The organism is uncultured Caulobacter sp. (assembly GCF_937900395.1).
Classification (GTDB): Bacteria; Pseudomonadota; Alphaproteobacteria; order Caulobacterales; family Caulobacteraceae; genus Caulobacter.
In genome coordinates, this window is sequence record NZ_CALCDX010000014.1 from 24,041 (window position 1) to 40,324 (window position 16,284).

Annotated in this window: 12 protein-coding genes; 8 read left to right on the plus strand and 4 right to left on the minus strand. The window is 64.9% G+C overall.

What is annotated here, in order from left to right; translation table 11 throughout:
• The first annotated feature begins 119 nt into the window (after positions 1-119).
• Both Q0379_RS01025 and Q0379_RS01030 read left to right on the plus strand, forming a co-directional pair.
• Complete coding sequence (locus Q0379_RS01025) at positions 120-2,330, plus strand: TonB-dependent receptor (protein WP_299003268.1); 2,211 nt, start codon at positions 120-122, stop codon at positions 2,328-2,330.
• A gap of 10 nt (positions 2,331-2,340) precedes the next feature.
• The gene (locus tag Q0379_RS01030) at positions 2,341-4,182 is read left to right on the plus strand and encodes an alkaline phosphatase D family protein (protein ID WP_299003271.1); all 1,842 of its coding nucleotides are present in this window, start codon (positions 2,341-2,343) and stop codon (positions 4,180-4,182) included.
• Between the two features lie 315 nt (positions 4,183-4,497).
• Here Q0379_RS01030 and Q0379_RS01035 read toward each other — a convergent pair whose 3' ends face one another.
• Positions 4,498-4,905: a hypothetical protein gene (locus Q0379_RS01035; RefSeq protein ID WP_299003273.1), complete on the minus strand. Its 408-nt coding sequence runs from the start codon at positions 4,903-4,905 to the stop codon at positions 4,498-4,500.
• Between the two features lie 233 nt (positions 4,906-5,138).
• Here Q0379_RS01035 and Q0379_RS01040 point away from each other — a divergent pair, with 233 nt between their 5' ends.
• The 4 genes from Q0379_RS01040 (at position 5,139) to Q0379_RS01055 (ending at position 8,610) form a co-directional block, all read left to right on the plus strand.
• Positions 5,139-5,549, plus strand: a complete 411-nt coding sequence (locus tag Q0379_RS01040) for a hypothetical protein (protein ID WP_299003275.1) — start codon at positions 5,139-5,141, stop codon at positions 5,547-5,549.
• A 102-nt stretch (positions 5,550-5,651) separates the two neighbouring features.
• The gene (locus Q0379_RS01045) at positions 5,652-6,092 is read left to right on the plus strand and encodes a hypothetical protein (protein WP_299003277.1); all 441 of its coding nucleotides are present in this window, start codon (positions 5,652-5,654) and stop codon (positions 6,090-6,092) included.
• A gap of 65 nt (positions 6,093-6,157) precedes the next feature.
• Positions 6,158-7,717: a hypothetical protein gene (locus tag Q0379_RS01050; protein WP_299003279.1), complete on the plus strand. Its 1,560-nt coding sequence runs from the start codon at positions 6,158-6,160 to the stop codon at positions 7,715-7,717.
• Positions 7,714-8,610, plus strand: coding sequence for a hypothetical protein (locus Q0379_RS01055; protein ID WP_299003281.1), 897 nt, complete (start codon positions 7,714-7,716; stop codon positions 8,608-8,610). The genes Q0379_RS01050 and Q0379_RS01055 overlap by 4 nt, the downstream gene beginning before the upstream one ends.
• Position 8,611: 1 nt before the next feature.
• Here Q0379_RS01055 and Q0379_RS01060 read toward each other — a convergent pair whose 3' ends face one another.
• Positions 8,612-9,790 (minus strand): MFS transporter, encoded by a 1,179-nt coding sequence (locus Q0379_RS01060; protein WP_299003283.1) that lies wholly within the window; start codon positions 9,788-9,790, stop codon positions 8,612-8,614.
• A 133-nt stretch (positions 9,791-9,923) separates the two neighbouring features.
• Entirely contained in the window at positions 9,924-12,479 is a 2,556-nt protein-coding gene (locus Q0379_RS01065) for a TonB-dependent receptor (protein WP_299003285.1), read from the minus strand.
• 175 nt (positions 12,480-12,654) lie between these two features.
• Between Q0379_RS01065 and Q0379_RS01070 the strand changes: the two genes are divergently transcribed.
• Both Q0379_RS01070 and Q0379_RS01075 read left to right on the plus strand, forming a co-directional pair.
• Complete coding sequence (locus Q0379_RS01070; protein WP_299003288.1) at positions 12,655-13,788, plus strand: ROK family transcriptional regulator; 1,134 nt, start codon at positions 12,655-12,657, stop codon at positions 13,786-13,788.
• A complete protein-coding gene (locus tag Q0379_RS01075; protein WP_299003291.1) occupies positions 13,781-15,115 on the plus strand; it encodes an MBL fold metallo-hydrolase in 1,335 nt (444 codons plus the stop codon). Before Q0379_RS01070 ends, Q0379_RS01075 begins: the two co-directional genes overlap by 8 nt.
• 251 nt (positions 15,116-15,366) lie before the next feature.
• Here the strand turns inward: Q0379_RS01075 and Q0379_RS01080 are convergent, their stop codons facing one another.
• Positions 15,367-16,281, minus strand: a complete 915-nt coding sequence (locus Q0379_RS01080; RefSeq protein WP_299003293.1) for a universal stress protein — start codon at positions 16,279-16,281, stop codon at positions 15,367-15,369.
• Positions 16,282-16,284 lie beyond the last annotated feature (3 nt).

Sequence of the window (16,284 nt, forward strand, 5' to 3'; positions counted from 1 at the left end):
CTATGCCGGCACAACGAATTTTCTCGGCCTTCCGTCTGGCGCTTTGCTGCGGCATCAGCGCGCTTGGCGCTGGACAAGCGTTTGGTCAGGAGTTGCCAGCTCGTGATGATGTCGCGACCGTGGGCGATATCATCGTCACGGCGCAGAAGCGCACCCAACGCATTTCGGAAGTGCCCATGTCGATCAGCGCCTATGACGGCGCGACGCTGGAGCGGCTGGGGGTGACGGAGTTGGACAGGATCGCCCAGCAGACGCCGGGTTTGGTCATCCAACTTCAGGATCGCCTGCTGCCGGGGATTTCTCTACGCGGCATCACCTCTGACGATACGTCGCCGGCGGCCGAACCGCGGGTCGCCCTCTTCCAGGACGGCGTGCCGATCACGCAGATTGCTTCAGCCTATGGCGAGATGTTCGACGTCGACCGCGTCGAGGTCGAAAAGGGTCCGCAATCGACCCTGCATGGTCGCTCGGCCTTGAACGGGGGGATTTCCACTTTCCAGAAAATGCCGACCGACACGCTCGGCCTGGAGGTCCGCGCCGGGCTGGGCGACCATGGTCAGCGGCTGGCGCAGGCCGTGGCCAATCTTCCGGTGAACGAGAAGTTCGGCCTTCGCATCGGGGCGCTGCAGCGCAAGCGAGACGGCTTCCTGAAGAACACCCAGGGCGGAACCTATAACAACGTTGACGGCCAAGCCTATCGACTGACAGCGCGTTACGAGCCCACCGACACCTTCAACTTCCGGTTCTCGGGAACATACGACCGCGACAACACCGACAGCGGCGGCGCCTTCAAGTCCAACGTCTTCCTTCCCCGCAACCAACAGACCGGCGCGGTCGAGGGCGACCTGCGCTTCTGGACGCCGACCCACCTTGGCACGTTCGGCGACATGGCGGCGGACTACAGCCGGCGCAAGATCGTGGGGCTCAGCGGGACCGCGGACCTGTCCCTGAACGAGCGCTTGGACCTGACGTCGATCAGCGGGTATCGCTGGTACAAGGCCTGTCAGGCGGGCGATATCGACGGCGCGCCCACCAACATCATCGCCTATGATCTTTGCAATGACGGCGAACAGTTCTCCCAGGAACTGCGCCTCAACATTCGGCGTGACGGCGCTTTCGAAGGCTTCGTCGGCGCCAGCTATTTCAAGGCCAGCAATTCCCAGCAGACGGACCTCGGCGCCGACGAGCGCGCCATGGCGATGCTGCTGTCGGGCGCGCTGCACCGATATGCGCCGAACGGCCTGACGAACAGCCAGATCAATGCGGCTCTCGGCTCGGCGGCGGCCAACTACAAGCCCTTCCACCTGGATCGCCGGCGACAGACGGCAGATATCGAAACCTATGACCTGTTCGCCGACGGAACGTTCCATCTTTCCGAGAAGCTTCAGGCCTTTGTCGGCGGGCGCCTGACCTGGGACGACAAGGCGGTGTCCATGCAGGTCACCACGCCCAAAGGCGTATCGCGCCTGACCGGAGCCGCGCTGCTGATGACCCTGACGCCGGCCGGCGCGGTCGTCACGGGCGACCATTCCTCCAGCCTGGCCACGGGACGTGCCGGGCTACGGTATCAGATGACGCCGACCGTGAATGTCTACGCGGTCTATGGGATCGGCAAACGCCCGGAGAGCATCGACCTGGCCGCCTCCGGCGCGGTCAACATACTTCCCGCCGAAGAACTGGCGTCCGCCGAAGCGGGGATCAAATATCGCCTCTTCAGCGGCGCGCTGTACGGCGATGCGTCGATCTACAGCTTCGACTACTCCAATTTCCAGACCTTCCGCCGGAACGGAGATCGCCTGGAGCCGGTGAACGCCGGCAAGGCCAAGGCGACCGGCTTCGAGACCCAGGCGACCTGGCGCCTGACGGACGGCGTGTCGGTGTTCGGAAGCTACGCCTACAATCATGCGCGCTTCACCGGCGGCGCCTACGACGGCAACAGTTTCCGCAACAGCCCGGACAACAAGTTCGCGCTGGGCGTCAACGCCGCCGTTTCGACGCGCCTGGGCGAGCTATCGCTCACCCCCGTCTACAGCTGGCAATCGAAGATCTTCTTCTCCGACGACAACGATCGCGCCGACCTTCAGGTCCGTTCTCGCCCGGCGTTTTCGGACAAGACGGTCGATGAATACCAGGACGCCTTCGGTCTCCTGAACATCCGTCTCGGCCTTGTCCCCGCGTCCGCCCCCTGGTCGTTCGCGGTCATGGGCGAGAACCTGCTGGACAGGAAATACATCGTCGACGGCGGGAACACGGGCGACTCCTTCGGCATGCCGACCTTCATCACGGGGCCCCGCCGCACCGTGCGGCTCGAAGTCAGCGCTCGCTTCTGACGCATCGGCGGTGACCGAAGCGCCGACGCGACGGTCACCGCCCTCCCAGGGAACCAGAACCATGAAACTTGATCGACGAGCGGCGCTCGGCCTCGTTGGCGCGGCCGCCTATGCAGCGACGGCGGCGAAAGCCGCCGCGCGCTCCGAAGAGCCCGCGCGCTTCCTGCACGGCGTCGCCTCCGGCGATCCCCTGCAGGATCGGGTCATTCTCTGGACCCGCGCCACGCCCTTGCGGCCCGACGCCGCGGCGGTGTCCGTGGAGTGGGAGGTCGCAACCGACATCGGCTTCAAGAACGTGGTCCAGCGCGGCGCGGCGACAACGACCAGCGCCCGTGACTTCACCGTCAAGGTCGATGTCGCGGGGCTGCGACCGAACACCCAGTACCATTACCGTTTCCGCGCCGGCGATCAGATTTCCCCCGTCGGCGTCACGCGCACCCTTCCGGTCGGCGCCGTGTCGGAAATGGTCCTCGCCGTCGCATCCTGCGCGCTCTATTCGACCGGATTCTTCAACGCCTACCGCGACATCGCCAACCTCGATCGCGTCGATCTCGTTCTGCATCTGGGAGACTATATCTACGAATACGGCGGCGCCCCCGACCAACTCGGCATGAGCATCGGGCAGAAAATCGGCCGCGCCCCCACCCCGGCGAACGAGGCCCGCACGCTCGCCGACTATCGGGAGCGGCACGCCTGCTACAAGCTGGACGCCGATCTGCAGGCGGCCCACGCGCGAGCGCCCTGGATCTGTGTCTGGGACGACCACGAGACCGCCAATGACTCCTGGAGCGGCGGGGCGCAGAATCATCAACCCGACGAAGGCGTCTGGAGCGATCGTCGCGACGCCGCCGTGCGGGCCTTCTATGAATGGATTCCCATTCGGGAGCCCGAACCGGGCGTATCGCTGCTCGCGATCAATCGGACCTTTGAACTGGGCGATCTGGCGACCCTCATCATGGTCGAAAACCGGTTCCTCGGCCGAGACCGCCAGATCAATCTGCGCGACCCCAATGACGTGACCTGGAATGCGGTGGACCTGACCGCGCCGGACCAGCCAGTGGTGGTCTCCAACCCCGAGCTCAGGCGGAAGATATTGACCGCGTTCAGCCAGGGCCGCCCCGTGGCGGCACCCTACGGCGTCAGGATGGACGCCGATTCCATCCGTCGCGCCATGTCCCGCCCCGAACGCAGCGTCTACGGCCATGCGCAGGAGGCTTGGCTGCGCGACCGCCTGGAGCAGTCGGTGCGGGCTGGGAAGCCTTGGCAGGTCATCGGCAATCAGGTGGTGATGGCGCACACGACAGGCGCCGACATCGCCGGCTTCCTGGGAAAGGAGGGCTGGACGCGGGCCTTTGCGCAGGTGACACCCATCCTGCGCCCCTGGCTGGAGCAACTGGCGACTCTCCCGAGCGATGTTCCGTTCGAATTCGACGGCTGGGATTCCTATCCCGCCGCTCGCGCTCGCATGGACCGAATGTTCGCCGAGACCGGGAGCCGGCCCCTGGTGCTGTCGGGTGACAGCCATGCCTTCTGGGTCAATGAACTCCACGACGCCCAAGATCGGCGCGTGGCCGCGGAACTCGGCGTCACCGCCATCACCAGCAGCAGTCTTGGCAACATGCTGGGCGACGTCGAGCTGGGCCCGGCTTTTTCAAAGGCCTGCCCTGAGGTTCGGTTCTGCCAGCATCTGACCAAGGGCTACGGGCTGGTCACCCTGCGGCCCGACGCCGCCCGGATCGATCTGATCGGCGTAACCACCGTTCTTGATCGGAACTATGAGCGGTTCGTCCTAAAATCCTATCGAGTTCCCGCCAACCCGACGGGCGGCGTCGGCGCGATCGAGGAAATCTAGTGGACGTGGGCGGTCACGATCGACCATAGGCACGATTTGACCGCTCGCACCGTTACGCCGCGCATACGCTCGCGCCGAACCGAAGCGCTGGCTCCCATCGAACTGAGCCCGGGGCCGGCGTTTCCCGGCGCGATCGAGGACCTGCTGCCCATGCAGAGACGATGACCCCGCGATAGAGCATGGCCGCCAATGCATCTGGTTCAGGCGTCCAAGGGTTGACCTCGACCATGCAGTCGAAACGACCTGGGTCTCGGCGATAGCCAGGTCCGGCCATGCCACGGGCGAAGCGCTGGGCCAGATCCACTTTTCGCCCCCTTATCTGCGCCCGGCCGTCATTAGCCGCTCATCAAAAGGCCTGCCGCCACTTTTGCCGTGGGTGTAGGCCTCACCGAAAGCCGACCTCAACATCTCGGCCATCAGCACCTCGTCGACGCCCTGCAGGCGCACCAACGTCACACCCGTGCTGCGCCGTCGCCCGGGCTCCACGGTGACAGCGTCACTTCGGGCGATCGCCTTGGCCTGGTCCTTTCGGCTGAGCTTGACGACCGCCCACCCCGACGCTGGCCAGCCCAGGGTGGCAAAGGCCTTGTCGCCGATGCGAAACTGCACCGCGTCAAGCACTGGCCTGACTTGGACGCCTGGGCACAGGCGGGAAGCAAGTTCGGAAAAGCCTTCAGGCGTCATGACAATCCTCGCACGCGGCACGACGTCCTTGACGGCCATGAGTCGCGCCGCGGTCGCAAAGTTGGCGGCGCCCTGCGTCAAGAACGGTCGCCAGACGATCGACGCCTCCCCACCCACAGGCAATTAATTCTATTATGTAATTAAATTGACGCGAACTTGGCCTATTCCCCAACCCGCGGCTGATCCGGCCGCGACAGGTTTCATTCGCCGATCAGGCGCAGCCGAGGATGAGAATGGTCGCAGGTTCAAGGTTCAAGAAGGCGTTGGCGCTAATGGCGACCACCGTCACGCTCGCCGGAGGGCTGAACGCCCCGGCGCAAGCCGCCGGCGTTTGCGAGCGCGGCTATGTCAGCGAAATCATCGTGTCGGCCCAGGACACCGTGCGAGGGCGACCCCGGAATTGGCCGCGCGTTCTTTTCCGCGTCGATGGCACGGGCTTTGCGCCCCCAACCATCTCGGACGGTTACAAGGTCTATCTGCACGGTAGGTCCTACAGCGAAATCTCGCTGGAGCCCGGCGACGACGAGATGGATCTGCGCAACAAACTGGCCGCGCTGAATATGGCGTTCCTCTCGCGCACACCCGTCCGAGTCTATTCCGATTTCGGCAGCTGCACGGAAGCGGCCAAGCACCTCGAGATCATGCTCTGCTCGAGCGAGAGCGCCTGCAACGCGCAGCGCTGAACGCGATGGCGCGCGAGCGTCGCTCATCAACATCGAAATCTATCGGAACGTGAAGATGGCCTTCCCAAACCTTGCCCGCGCCCGTAACGCGCCGTTAAGCGCATGAGCAAAACAACGACACTCATTGGCGCCCTTGTGTTTTCGACCGCCCTGACCTCTGGCGCTCAGGCCGACACGGTGTGCGAACGTGGCTATGTCACCGAGGTGATAGAGTCCGCGATCAGCACGACGCCGGGCCCCTACAAGCCTTTCCCTCGCCTGCTCTATCGCACCGACACGACCGGCTTTGCGCCCGTCGCCTCGGATGGCTTCAAGAGCGAGCTCGGGGGAAAGTACTACTCCGAAATCGAATTTGTCCAAAATTCCGACCCTGATAAAAACAAGGCCAACCAGTTGGACTATGAACTCAAAGTTCAAATGATCAAATCCGCGATGATATCAAAGACACCTATTCGGGTGTTCTATTTCTCGAACACGTGCGGCGTTGGCTCCACGTCCGTCGAGATACTCACCTGCACCTCCGAAACCGCCTGTAATGTCTGACCTTTCCTAAGGAGATCAGGATGTTTCGAACCTATTAACCCGCGCGCACGCGGTTGAGATCGAGTTTGTCGACCGCCGCGCTGTGCCTGGCGCTGATGAGCGGCGAGCACGGCGCCGTGGCGGCCCCCGTCGCGTCGGCGACGGCTGCCCAGGCGCCGACCAGCGGGTGCGTCGTCGTCAAGGATGACGGCGAGACCTTCACCGACACCTCGGTCTCTGGCTGCCAGGACTACTATCCAGAAGGTCACGCCTGCCATCGCCCCCGCGCCCCGGGCCTCTCGGCGTGCGCTCTGCAGGACCGTATCAAGGCGGTCGACGTCAATGGCGTCGACATGATCATCAACGCTCACCGCGGCGTCTGGGGATTGAAGCTCAACGACCCACAAGCCGCGACCAATCCCCAATTCCAGATCGCCAAGACGACCATAGGCGGAGCGGCCGAGAACTCCCTCGACGGGCTCGTGGCGGCCAAGGACTCCGGATTTCAGACCGTCGAGTTCGACGTCTTTCTCGTTCGGGAAGACCAGACGGGCAAACCCACGCCCTGGGGCCAGGTCTTTGTCACCCACTTCACCGACTATCGCGGCTTCACCAGCTACAGCGGCGAGCAGGTCATTCCCCAGACTGGGATCGACGGCGCGGCCGGGTTCCTGATGACCGCGCCCTCCAAGAACACGACCATGGTGTCCAAGCTACGGCTCAAGGACCGCGACGGGGCGCTCACCAACGCCACCTTGACGCCCTTGCGCGACTTCGTCAGCCAAGCCGCCGATCGAGGCATGCTGGTGGTGCTGGATGTGAAATTCGCCAAGGTCCTCAAGCAGCTGCGGCCCACCGCCAGCCAGGATGGGTTCAAGAACGAGATCATCGGCTTCCAGGACGCCTATCCGGACCCGACCTGGGTTCCGATCGCTAGCTGCAAGGCCGACCCAAACGACCCCCAGAACCGCCAGCACGTTGTTGCCAACCGATCGTCGGAAGATCAGACCCTGGCGACCATCGCCGCGATCAACCATGAACTGAAGGACCCGTCGGGCAAGCAACGCCCGGACCTCCGTAGCTGGGTCGTCGTAAAGTTTCCGCAAAGCGCCGTGCCTTGCCCATCCTTCCTCAAGGCCGCGCTGGGCGAGGATTTCGAGAAACTGATGTTCGCACCGGGTCCAGACGCCGTGCGCCCCAAATGGGACGAAAAGCCACCCGAACCCGATCCGAACGCTCCCATCAGCGATTACACCACCCAGTACGTCGCCGAATGGATGCGGATCGCGCCACGTTCGGTGGCCTTCTGGGACACGACCATCCCCTCCAACAAGCATTGGCAGGGCCGCCCGTTCGATGCGTTCGACCAAAGCGGACGCCCGACGCGCTACGCTGACTTGATGGACTATCTGTTGCGCGTCACCGGTCGGCGCTCGGCGATCTGGAACATCGATCCTTCGGGACCGGGCGGGCGGCATGGAAACTTCGGCATGGCCTGGGAGCACAACCCGAATACCGATACGGACGGGCGCGGCGACCAGCACGCCAATCTCGTGTTCAGCGGCGCCAAGCACGCTCTGATCACCACCGACCGCCCCGACGTCTATCTGCTGCTGCGCAACTACATCAAGGCCGCCGCCCAATGAGCAAGATCAGACCTTTGACGCGCGCCCTGACGCATTGCGCCCTGCTAGGCGTTCTGGGGCTTTGCGCCGGCTCACGCGCCTCGGCCGCCGAAATGCTGGTGATCAAGCCCGGCGCGCGCCCCCTGGCGGAGATCGGCCCGGCCAATGGCGCCAAGTCGTATTGGCTGGACGCGGTTCCCGTCCTGGCGCCCATGGAGACCAACACCGGCCTGCTGATCAGCGTTCCGGTCGATTTGTCAGGGCTAGATTGCCAGGGCGAGGACCAAGGCGCCCTCACCCTGCTGACGATCGATGGCGACGCCCACGCCTTTGACGAGGACAGCGACGACATCCGCGGGCTTTCCGCCCTGACGCTGACCTTCTACCCAAAGGATGGGGTGATCGGGGTCAAGAGCACGGTGCGGCCGCTGGTGGCCGGCAAGCGCGCCACACAGCCGCTCACCTATGAGTTCAAGATCCCGGATCGTTTCAGCGCCCCCGCCCGCTTCTGCTCGGCCAATCCAGTGCTGGGCCCTCATCAGTTCAACTTCTATCTCAGCGCCTCGAGCTTCGTGGTCGAGGCCATCCCGCGCGGCGCGGGCCTCGGCCAGACCTATCTAAGCCCCGTGAACATGGGGCTAGGCGATACGATGTGGATCAATATCCGCAAGTATCCCGACAGGGTGATTTTGCACGGCCGCTTCGGACGAAGCATCCAGGACTCGGTCATGCTCGACAATCGCAAGGTCAAGATCTGGGGCGTCAACTGGACCTCGTCCGCCACCGACGCCCCCCAACCAGGGCTCTATAACCTCAAGGACAGCCTGAACTACTACTATGGGGCGCGGGCCTTCCCCACGCGCTCACCCACCTTGACCCAACCGCGCGCCGCCGCGGCCCTGATCGCGCGGTAGATCAAGACGGGTTCGCGCGCCGGCGCCCAATCGCCAGAATGGCCAGCCCCGACAGGCCGGCCATGACGCAATAGGCGCCGGCGCCCATGCGGTTATACAAGCTTCCGCAACACAGCATCACCAAGCCAACGCCGAAGCCGCCGGCCACGCCCGCGCACATCGATTGCGCGACCCGGCTGTCCCGAGCCGCAGCGTTGGCTCCGATAAGGTGCAGGGCGGCCACGAACGTCGCCGAGTAGCTCAGCGCATGCAGACCTTGCAGCACGAGCTGAGCTTCGAAGCTCGGCGACAGCGCCATCGCGATCCAGCGCGCGACGCCGACGGCAGCGCCGATCCTCAAAAGCCCCCAGTCGCTCAAGGCTTCGCGGACACGCTCGGCGACCACCAAGAACATAATCTCAGCGACCACGCTGGCGCCCCACAAGGCGCCGATCTGGACCCCGTCGAAACCCCGGTCGCGCCACAGAAGGCTCGAGAAACCATAGAAGAGTGCGTGCGACCCCTGGACCAGCGCCAGGACGATCGTCACCCGGCCAAATCCTGGCGCCTCCCATAGGCGGCGCAGCGTTTCGATCGGGCCGTCTTTGGGCGAAACCCGCTCAGCCACTCTGAACGGCGGGAGCGTCCTTGCGCCCAACGCCAGCATGGCCGCCGCAGCCAGGCTCCAGACAAGCAAGGCCGTCGGCCCAAATAGCTTCAGCGCGAAGCCGCCCGCTAGGCTGGCCACGGCGTAAGCGGCTGATCCTAAAGCCCGCATTCGCCCGTAGGTCCAGGCGCTCGCGCGAACGGCCGTCAGGGCCATGGCATCGAGCAGCGGCAAGCAGGCGGCCGAAGCGGTGGCGGCCAAAAACCAGGCCCCGCCCAGGACCCCAGGGCTCCTGCTGACGCCAAGCACCGCGAACCCCAGGCCAATCGCGCCCCCAAGCCAGATGAGGCCGGATCTCTGCAGCGCCAGGCGATTGGCGGCCAACGCTATGGCGGGTCCGGTCAACAGCCGCGCCAGGTTGGGCGCGGCCAGAACCATCGCCAGGGCCTCCCCGGACAATCCACGGCTGTCGAGCCACAGCGGCATAAGCGGAGAAGCCACGCCTCGCCCCAGGAACAGCGCCACATAGACCAGCCCGATCGCAGCCAGGCCCCCAGATCGATCCTCGCCCGGATCATTGGCCGCCTGGTTCATCATCGCTCCCCGCCGTCACGCCATACAGGACCTGGCCGGCGCCGGCCGCTCCGGTCGCGACGCCGGTCTCCACCCCAGCGTCGCCTTTAGCGCGCGCCGCCCAGAATCCGAAGCCACCGCCGAGCGGTAGTCGTCAGTAGCGGTATTTCACGCCGGCGAAGTAGCTGCGCCCCGGGTTGACGGCTTGAGCCGCCACATCGGTCGCGCCGGTCGTCTGACGCCAGTCCTGATTGGTGAGATTGCGCGCCTCGGCGAACAGGCGAAGGCCGTGGCGCACGACGAAGTTGGCCTGCAGATCCAGCTGTTCGTAACGATCGATCCACACGTCCTTTTCGGCGCTGGTTCCGAAGGCGCCGGTAAAGGTTCGCCCGCGCAGGCGCCAAGCGAGGTTCAGGTCCAGCGGCCCGGCGTCATAGCTGACCATGACGTTCGCCAGCCAGCGGGGCTGGTTGCGCAAGCCATCGACGCCGCGCCGCGCACCATCGGTGAAAACGACATCCCAGCGACCGTCGAGATAGGTGTAGTTGGCGTTGAATCCCAAACCCTTCAGCAGCCCCGGCAGGCTCTCAAAGCGACGCTTGACCAGACTGACCTCCAGGCCCTTCACCTGGGCCGCGCCGGTGTTGAGCGGAACCTCTTCGGTGAGGATGGCCACGCCCGCGGCGTCGAACTGCTGCGTGCGCTGGGTGAAGGTCTCTTCGTGCAAATCCTTCCTGAAGACTCCGATCGAGGCGAAGCCGTCCTGGAAATAGTATTCCGCCGCCAAGTCATAATTGGTCGATTGGCGCGGGTTCAGATTGGGGTTGGTGCCCTTGATGACGGGGTTGCCCAGGCTATCGAGGGTGGTCGTGCGCCCCATGGCGAAATCGGAGAAGTCGGCTCGAGCCAGGGTCTTGGTGAAGGCCGCCCGAAGACGCAGCTTGTCGGTGACGTCGAAGCTGGCCTGGGCGTTGGGTAGCCAGTTGTCGTAGCCGCGATGACGCGTGGCCGTCTTGGTCACGCCGTTGATGATATCGGCCGTGTCGTTTTCGAACCGGGTATGCTCGTAGCGCAGGCCGGTCAAAAGCCGATAGCGATCGCCGGTGAAGGACATGCTCGCATAGCCCGAGGCCACGTCTTCGGTGAGGCGATAGTCGGCGGTCGCCTGATCATCGCGCGTCAGGACGCCATTGGACCGCATGGCGGCCCAAAAGGCGCTCCAGTCGTTCTCCATGGCGCTGTTGTCCGCAAGGCTCGATCCCGCCGGCGCCACCTGCGACAGCCGCAACGTCATCCCGGTGGGCAGCTTGTAATTGTCCTGGGCTTGGTCGTAGTCGCGATCAAGACGGGTCCAGGCGGCTCCCGCCTTGAAGCCCAGCCCGCGCGCGGAGTGGCCGCTGTTGAAATCATAGTCGGCGCGCAGGGCGTAGACCTTGTCGGATAGACGCTGGAACTGCTGATAAGAGGCGCTGGCGTTGCGGTAGACCCAATTGGCCGGATCGCCGAAGCCTGGGGTGGATACGCTCGCCGACGGGCGATCGCCGGAGACGTCATAGGATCCGCTCAGGCCCGACATCTGGAAGGTTTCAGGATAGCGCAGGTCCACGTCATAGTCGTAGTCGGTATAGTTGCCGCGCAGGGCTAGAACGCCGCGCGCGCCGAGCTGATAGTCGACGCCGCCGCCCAGCACGGTGGCCTGGCGCTTGATGTCGTAGTCATATTCCTTTGTCTGGCCCACGGCCTTGTTGAAATTGGCCTTCCCGTTGGAATAGTCGGTCGTCCGGCCGCTGGTTTGATAGATATAGACGCCGCTCCGCTGCAGGTATTGCTTGGTGTGCTCGTCGAACACATTGGCCGAAAGAAAGGCGTACAGCCTGTCATTGGCTCGCGCCTCGAGCTTGCCATAGACCGCATTGCGCCGGATATCCTTGTCGTACTTGCCCTGATATACTCCGCCATTGACTTGGTCGCTCCCCGACACTTGGCTATAGCCGTCGACGGCGACATAGCGGTCGAAATTGCGGGTGCGTTGGCTGTCGAAACCAAGAACGGCGCCGAACTTCCCTTCTGCACCGAAGGTCGTCTTGCCAGCGCCATAAATCCGGTAGGAGGGGCCGCCCTGGCCTCCCGATCCATCCTGATCATAGGCCCCAACCCGCGCGCCGAGTGACAGATAGGGTTTGGATCCGCCGTCAAAGGCCCGCAGCGTGCGCAGCGAGATGTGTCCACCGACCGCGTTGGCGTCCTGATCCGGAGTCACGGTCTTGAAGACGTTGACCTGATTGACGATCGAGGCGGGAAAGATCGCCAGCTGGGCGCCGCGATTGTTCTGGCTGGTGAACCAGATCGGATTGCCGTCGATATCCATGCTGTTGTAGCGGGCGTCAAAGCCCCGCACGGTCGTCGATCCGGCCTCCGAGGTCTGGGTGAACTTGTCGGAGCTCACTCCGACCACGCGATCAAGGGCCTCGGCTAGGGTGGTGTCGGGCAATCGAGCGATGTCGCGGGCGGTGATGGAGTCGACAACGCCTGGGGCGCGTCGCTTGATCGTGTCACTGGGCGTATCGACCTGCCGATTGCCGCTGACCACCAACGCGTCGACCGTCGCACCGCTATTCGGGTCGGTCGACTGAGCGATGGCCGGCTCGACGCCGAGACCAAGCGCCAGAGCGGAGGCGGCCCAGACGACGGGCTTGGAGGTGATCGACATGGCAGTCCCCTTGATGACTTCGACGTGAGGTGCCCATAAAGCCGATTCATGACATTTTGACTTATCGTGAAATTAATTTGAGCCCAACCAACGGTCACCCCGTCTCCAAACTTCCTTGCCCACCGCCTCATGACAGGCTAGTCCGAGCTTACAATTCAGCTTGCCTGGGAAATTAATGCCAGATCCGACCCTCTGGAGCCTGTCGCCAAGTGAACGCACCGTTCTGCGGGCGATCTGGCGGCACGCGCCCATATCGCGAAACAGTATCGCCAAGCTCACCGGCCTGGCGCCGGCTTCGGCCACGCGACTGGTGCGCGATCTGGAACAACGCGGCCTGGTGGCTGACTCGGTGCTTCGCCGCGGAGGCCGCGGCCAGCCCAGCCGCCCCCTCACCCTGCGCCCAGAGGGCGCCTATTCGTTCGGGGTCTATTTCTCGCACAGCTATATGGAGATGGGCCTGATCGACCTGGCGGGCCGGCCGGTCTCTCATGAGCGCTTGCGGTTCGCGGCCGCCGATGTGGACGTGATCACCCAGACCGCCCGCGCTGGTCTGCTGCGGCAGGCCGCCCAACTGGACATTCCCCTCGACCGGATTGTCGGCGCGGGGTTCGCCCTGCCTGGCGACTTTGGCGAAACCCCGGCTTTCCTCAAGGCGCACGCCTATTTTCCAGCGCTGCTCGATCGTGATCTGGCGGCGGAATTCGCCAGCGCCATGCCGGTCTCAGTGTTCGTCGAGAATGACGCGGCCAGCGCGGCTCTCGGCGAGCGCGTGAACGGCCAGGGGCGCGATCTCAAGTCTTTCCTCTATGTGCATATCGGTCATGGCATAGGCGGTGGCTTGGTGCTCGACGGCCGCCTCTATCGCGGTGAACGCGGCAACGCCGGCGTCATCGGGGCCATCTACCCGATGGGAGAGCCCAGGCCCTCGGGCCAGGACCTGCTCGAGTCCCTGGCGGCCCGCGGAGTGGCCGCCGCCGACTTCGACGCCCTGGAAGACCTGCGCCCGGAGGACTGCCCCCCCTTGCGTCAGTGGATCGCCCGGGCGGGCGCTCAGTTGGAAACCGGGATCCATATCGCCGCGCGGATTCTCGATCCGTCGGCGGTCATTCTCGGCGGCCGGCTGCCGCCGCACATCGTCTCGGCCCTCCTGCAGGCCATCGATGTCGACGCCGCTTTCAAGCCCAGCCGCGTGATCCCCGCGCCGCCGGTGCTGGCCTCGAGCCTGGGTTCGTTCGCCGGCCTGATCGGCGCCGCCTCGATCTGCCTGTTCGAGGTGCTGTTCAAAGAAGAAGTCTCGGCCGTTGTCTGACACCCCGCTCGCTCGCGGCGTCTGCCGGCCACGCCGGGCCGTCTTGGCCCTCGCCCTTGTCTTGGCCGCCGCCATCAAAGCGCCGTCCGCCGTCGCGATGGCCCCGGCGACAAGCCAGGTTGGTCAGCCCCTGCCCCCATGGCGCCCTGGCCTGCTCGACATCCACCACATCAGCACCGGACGCGGCAACGCTACCTTCGTGATCATGCCCGACGGCACGACGATGCTGATCGACGCCGGCGAGTTGGACCCGGCCGCCTTCGCGCGTTTCGCGCCCTTGAAACTGGGGCCCGAACGCCCATACGCTGGCGCAGGGGCTGGTCGGACGATCGCCAACTATATAGCGCGCCATGCGCCACCAGGCCGGCCGCCAGCGCTCGACTACGCCGTGGTCACCCACTATCACGACGACCATATCGGCGCGATGCGCCCCGAGGCCCCGCTCTCCAAGACCAGCGGCTATCGCTTGACGGGCCTCGCCGCTGTCGCCGCCAGGATTGATATCCGCCGGCTGCTCGATCGGGGCGAAGAGGACGGCGTCGCTGGCTTAGCCTCGGGTTCGGACGCGGCCTACGCCAACTACCGCGCCTTCACACGCGACGCGGCCGTGCGATCGCAGCTTAAGGTTGAGACGCTTCGCGCCGGGTCGAGCGACCAGATCGCGCCAGTTCACGACCTGGGCGCAGCGTCCGGCTTCTCGGTGCGGGTGCTCAAGACCGGGCGTTGGCTATGGAACGGCGTCGACGACGGCAGGCGCGAACTGTTCTCCAAGGCGCAGGCCAGCCAAGCCGGCAAGGCGGCGGAGAATGCTCTTAGCGTGGCGCTTCTGATCCGCTACGGCGCGTTCAGCTACTTCAGCGGGGGAGATAATCCCGGCCTGGGAAGTCCCGAACGCGCGCCATGGCAGGATGTTGAGACGCCGCTGGCCGCCGTGGTTGGTCCGGTTGAGGCCATGACCCTCGACCACCACGGCAATCGCGACGCCAACAACGCCACCCTGCTGGCCAGCCTGGCGCCGCGCGTCGTGATCCAACAGTGCTGGACCTCCGACCAGCCCGGTCAAGAGGTGGTCCAACGTCTGGTCGCCAGCGGGTCGAAGTTTGGCGAGCCGCAGGCGTTCGCGACCCAGATCTCGCCGGAGGCCGCCGCGGCGATCGGGCCGCCGATGCGAAGGCTGTTCAACCCGGTCACCGGCCACGTCGTACTGCGGGTGGCGCCGGGCGGGCGGACCTATGACCTGTTCGTTCTGGACGACAAGCGCAAGACCGCCACGATCCGGTTCGCCAAGTCCGCGAGCACAATGCCGCGCCCCGTGGACAAGCCCTGAACAGGTTCGGCGGTCGCACGACGCCTAGAAGGCGCAATACGACGTAGCTTGGCCAAATCGAACGCCGGCGCCTTACGCTTGGCGCGGTCTACGGCAGGCCTAGTCTAACGACCGCGCCCCTCGGGATCGCGCTCGCGGGCGCACGGCAGCTCGTTGAGACCGACCGCGGTGAGGCGCGCGGCCGCCGGCGTCTCGTCCAGGCCGCTCAGCACCTCAACCGTCATGGCGCGACATCACCGAACGATAGGCGCTCAATGCGCCAGGAACAGCGGAACCTTGGGGTCATGCAACATGTGCTGCGTGGCCCCGCCCAGAATTAACTCGCGCGCTCGCGATCGACCATAGGCGCCCATCACCAGAAGATCGCAGGCGGTCTTGGCCAGGTAGGCGTCGAGGCTCTGGCCGATGGACGCGTTCCGTCCATCGACCTCGTCGATCGCCGCATCGATGCCGTGGGCTCTCAGATGACGGGCAGCCTCGGCGGCGAGGCCCGACACGGCGGAGGGCTTTTCGTTGATCACCGTAAGCACACGAACGGTCTCGGCCCGGGCAAGGATCGGCAGGGCGTCCGAGAGAGCCCGCGCCGCGCTCCGCCCGCCATCCCAAGCCACGACCACGGTCTGGAGTTCGGTGGCCGAAAGCGTCCCCGCGCGGTACAACAAGACGGGTCTTCCGGAGTCAAAGATGACGCCAATCGCCACCTCGATCTGGCCGTCCAGCGGCTTGCCGAGCGGCGTCATGCAGAGGTCGCGCGTGCGGGCGCGCAAGGCGACGTGCTCGGCCACGGCATAGTAGTCCGCACGCTCCAGCAGAACCTCGCCGAATACGCCAGCCGCTTCGGCCACTGCGGTGAAAGCCGCCAGGCTGGCGCGCCCGTTGACCAGACTTCGGGCCAACTCGTCAGCGGCCATGTTGCTTAGGCCGATGAGGCGATCTGCGATACGATTGCTGTGGATTGGAAAGTTCACACCGACGGCGAGACCCGAAACCTTGCCGCCTATCAGCCGTACGAACCCGACCGCGTCCTCGATCGCTTTAGGCGACGTGGGATCAGAATAGGTGTCGATCTGAAGCAGGACGTCGTTGAGATCCATCTGCGAGCCCGTCCCAATCGGGTTTGTCGAGCTAGCAACCGGCGCACGTTGATCCGCCTTGATGCTGATCAATCC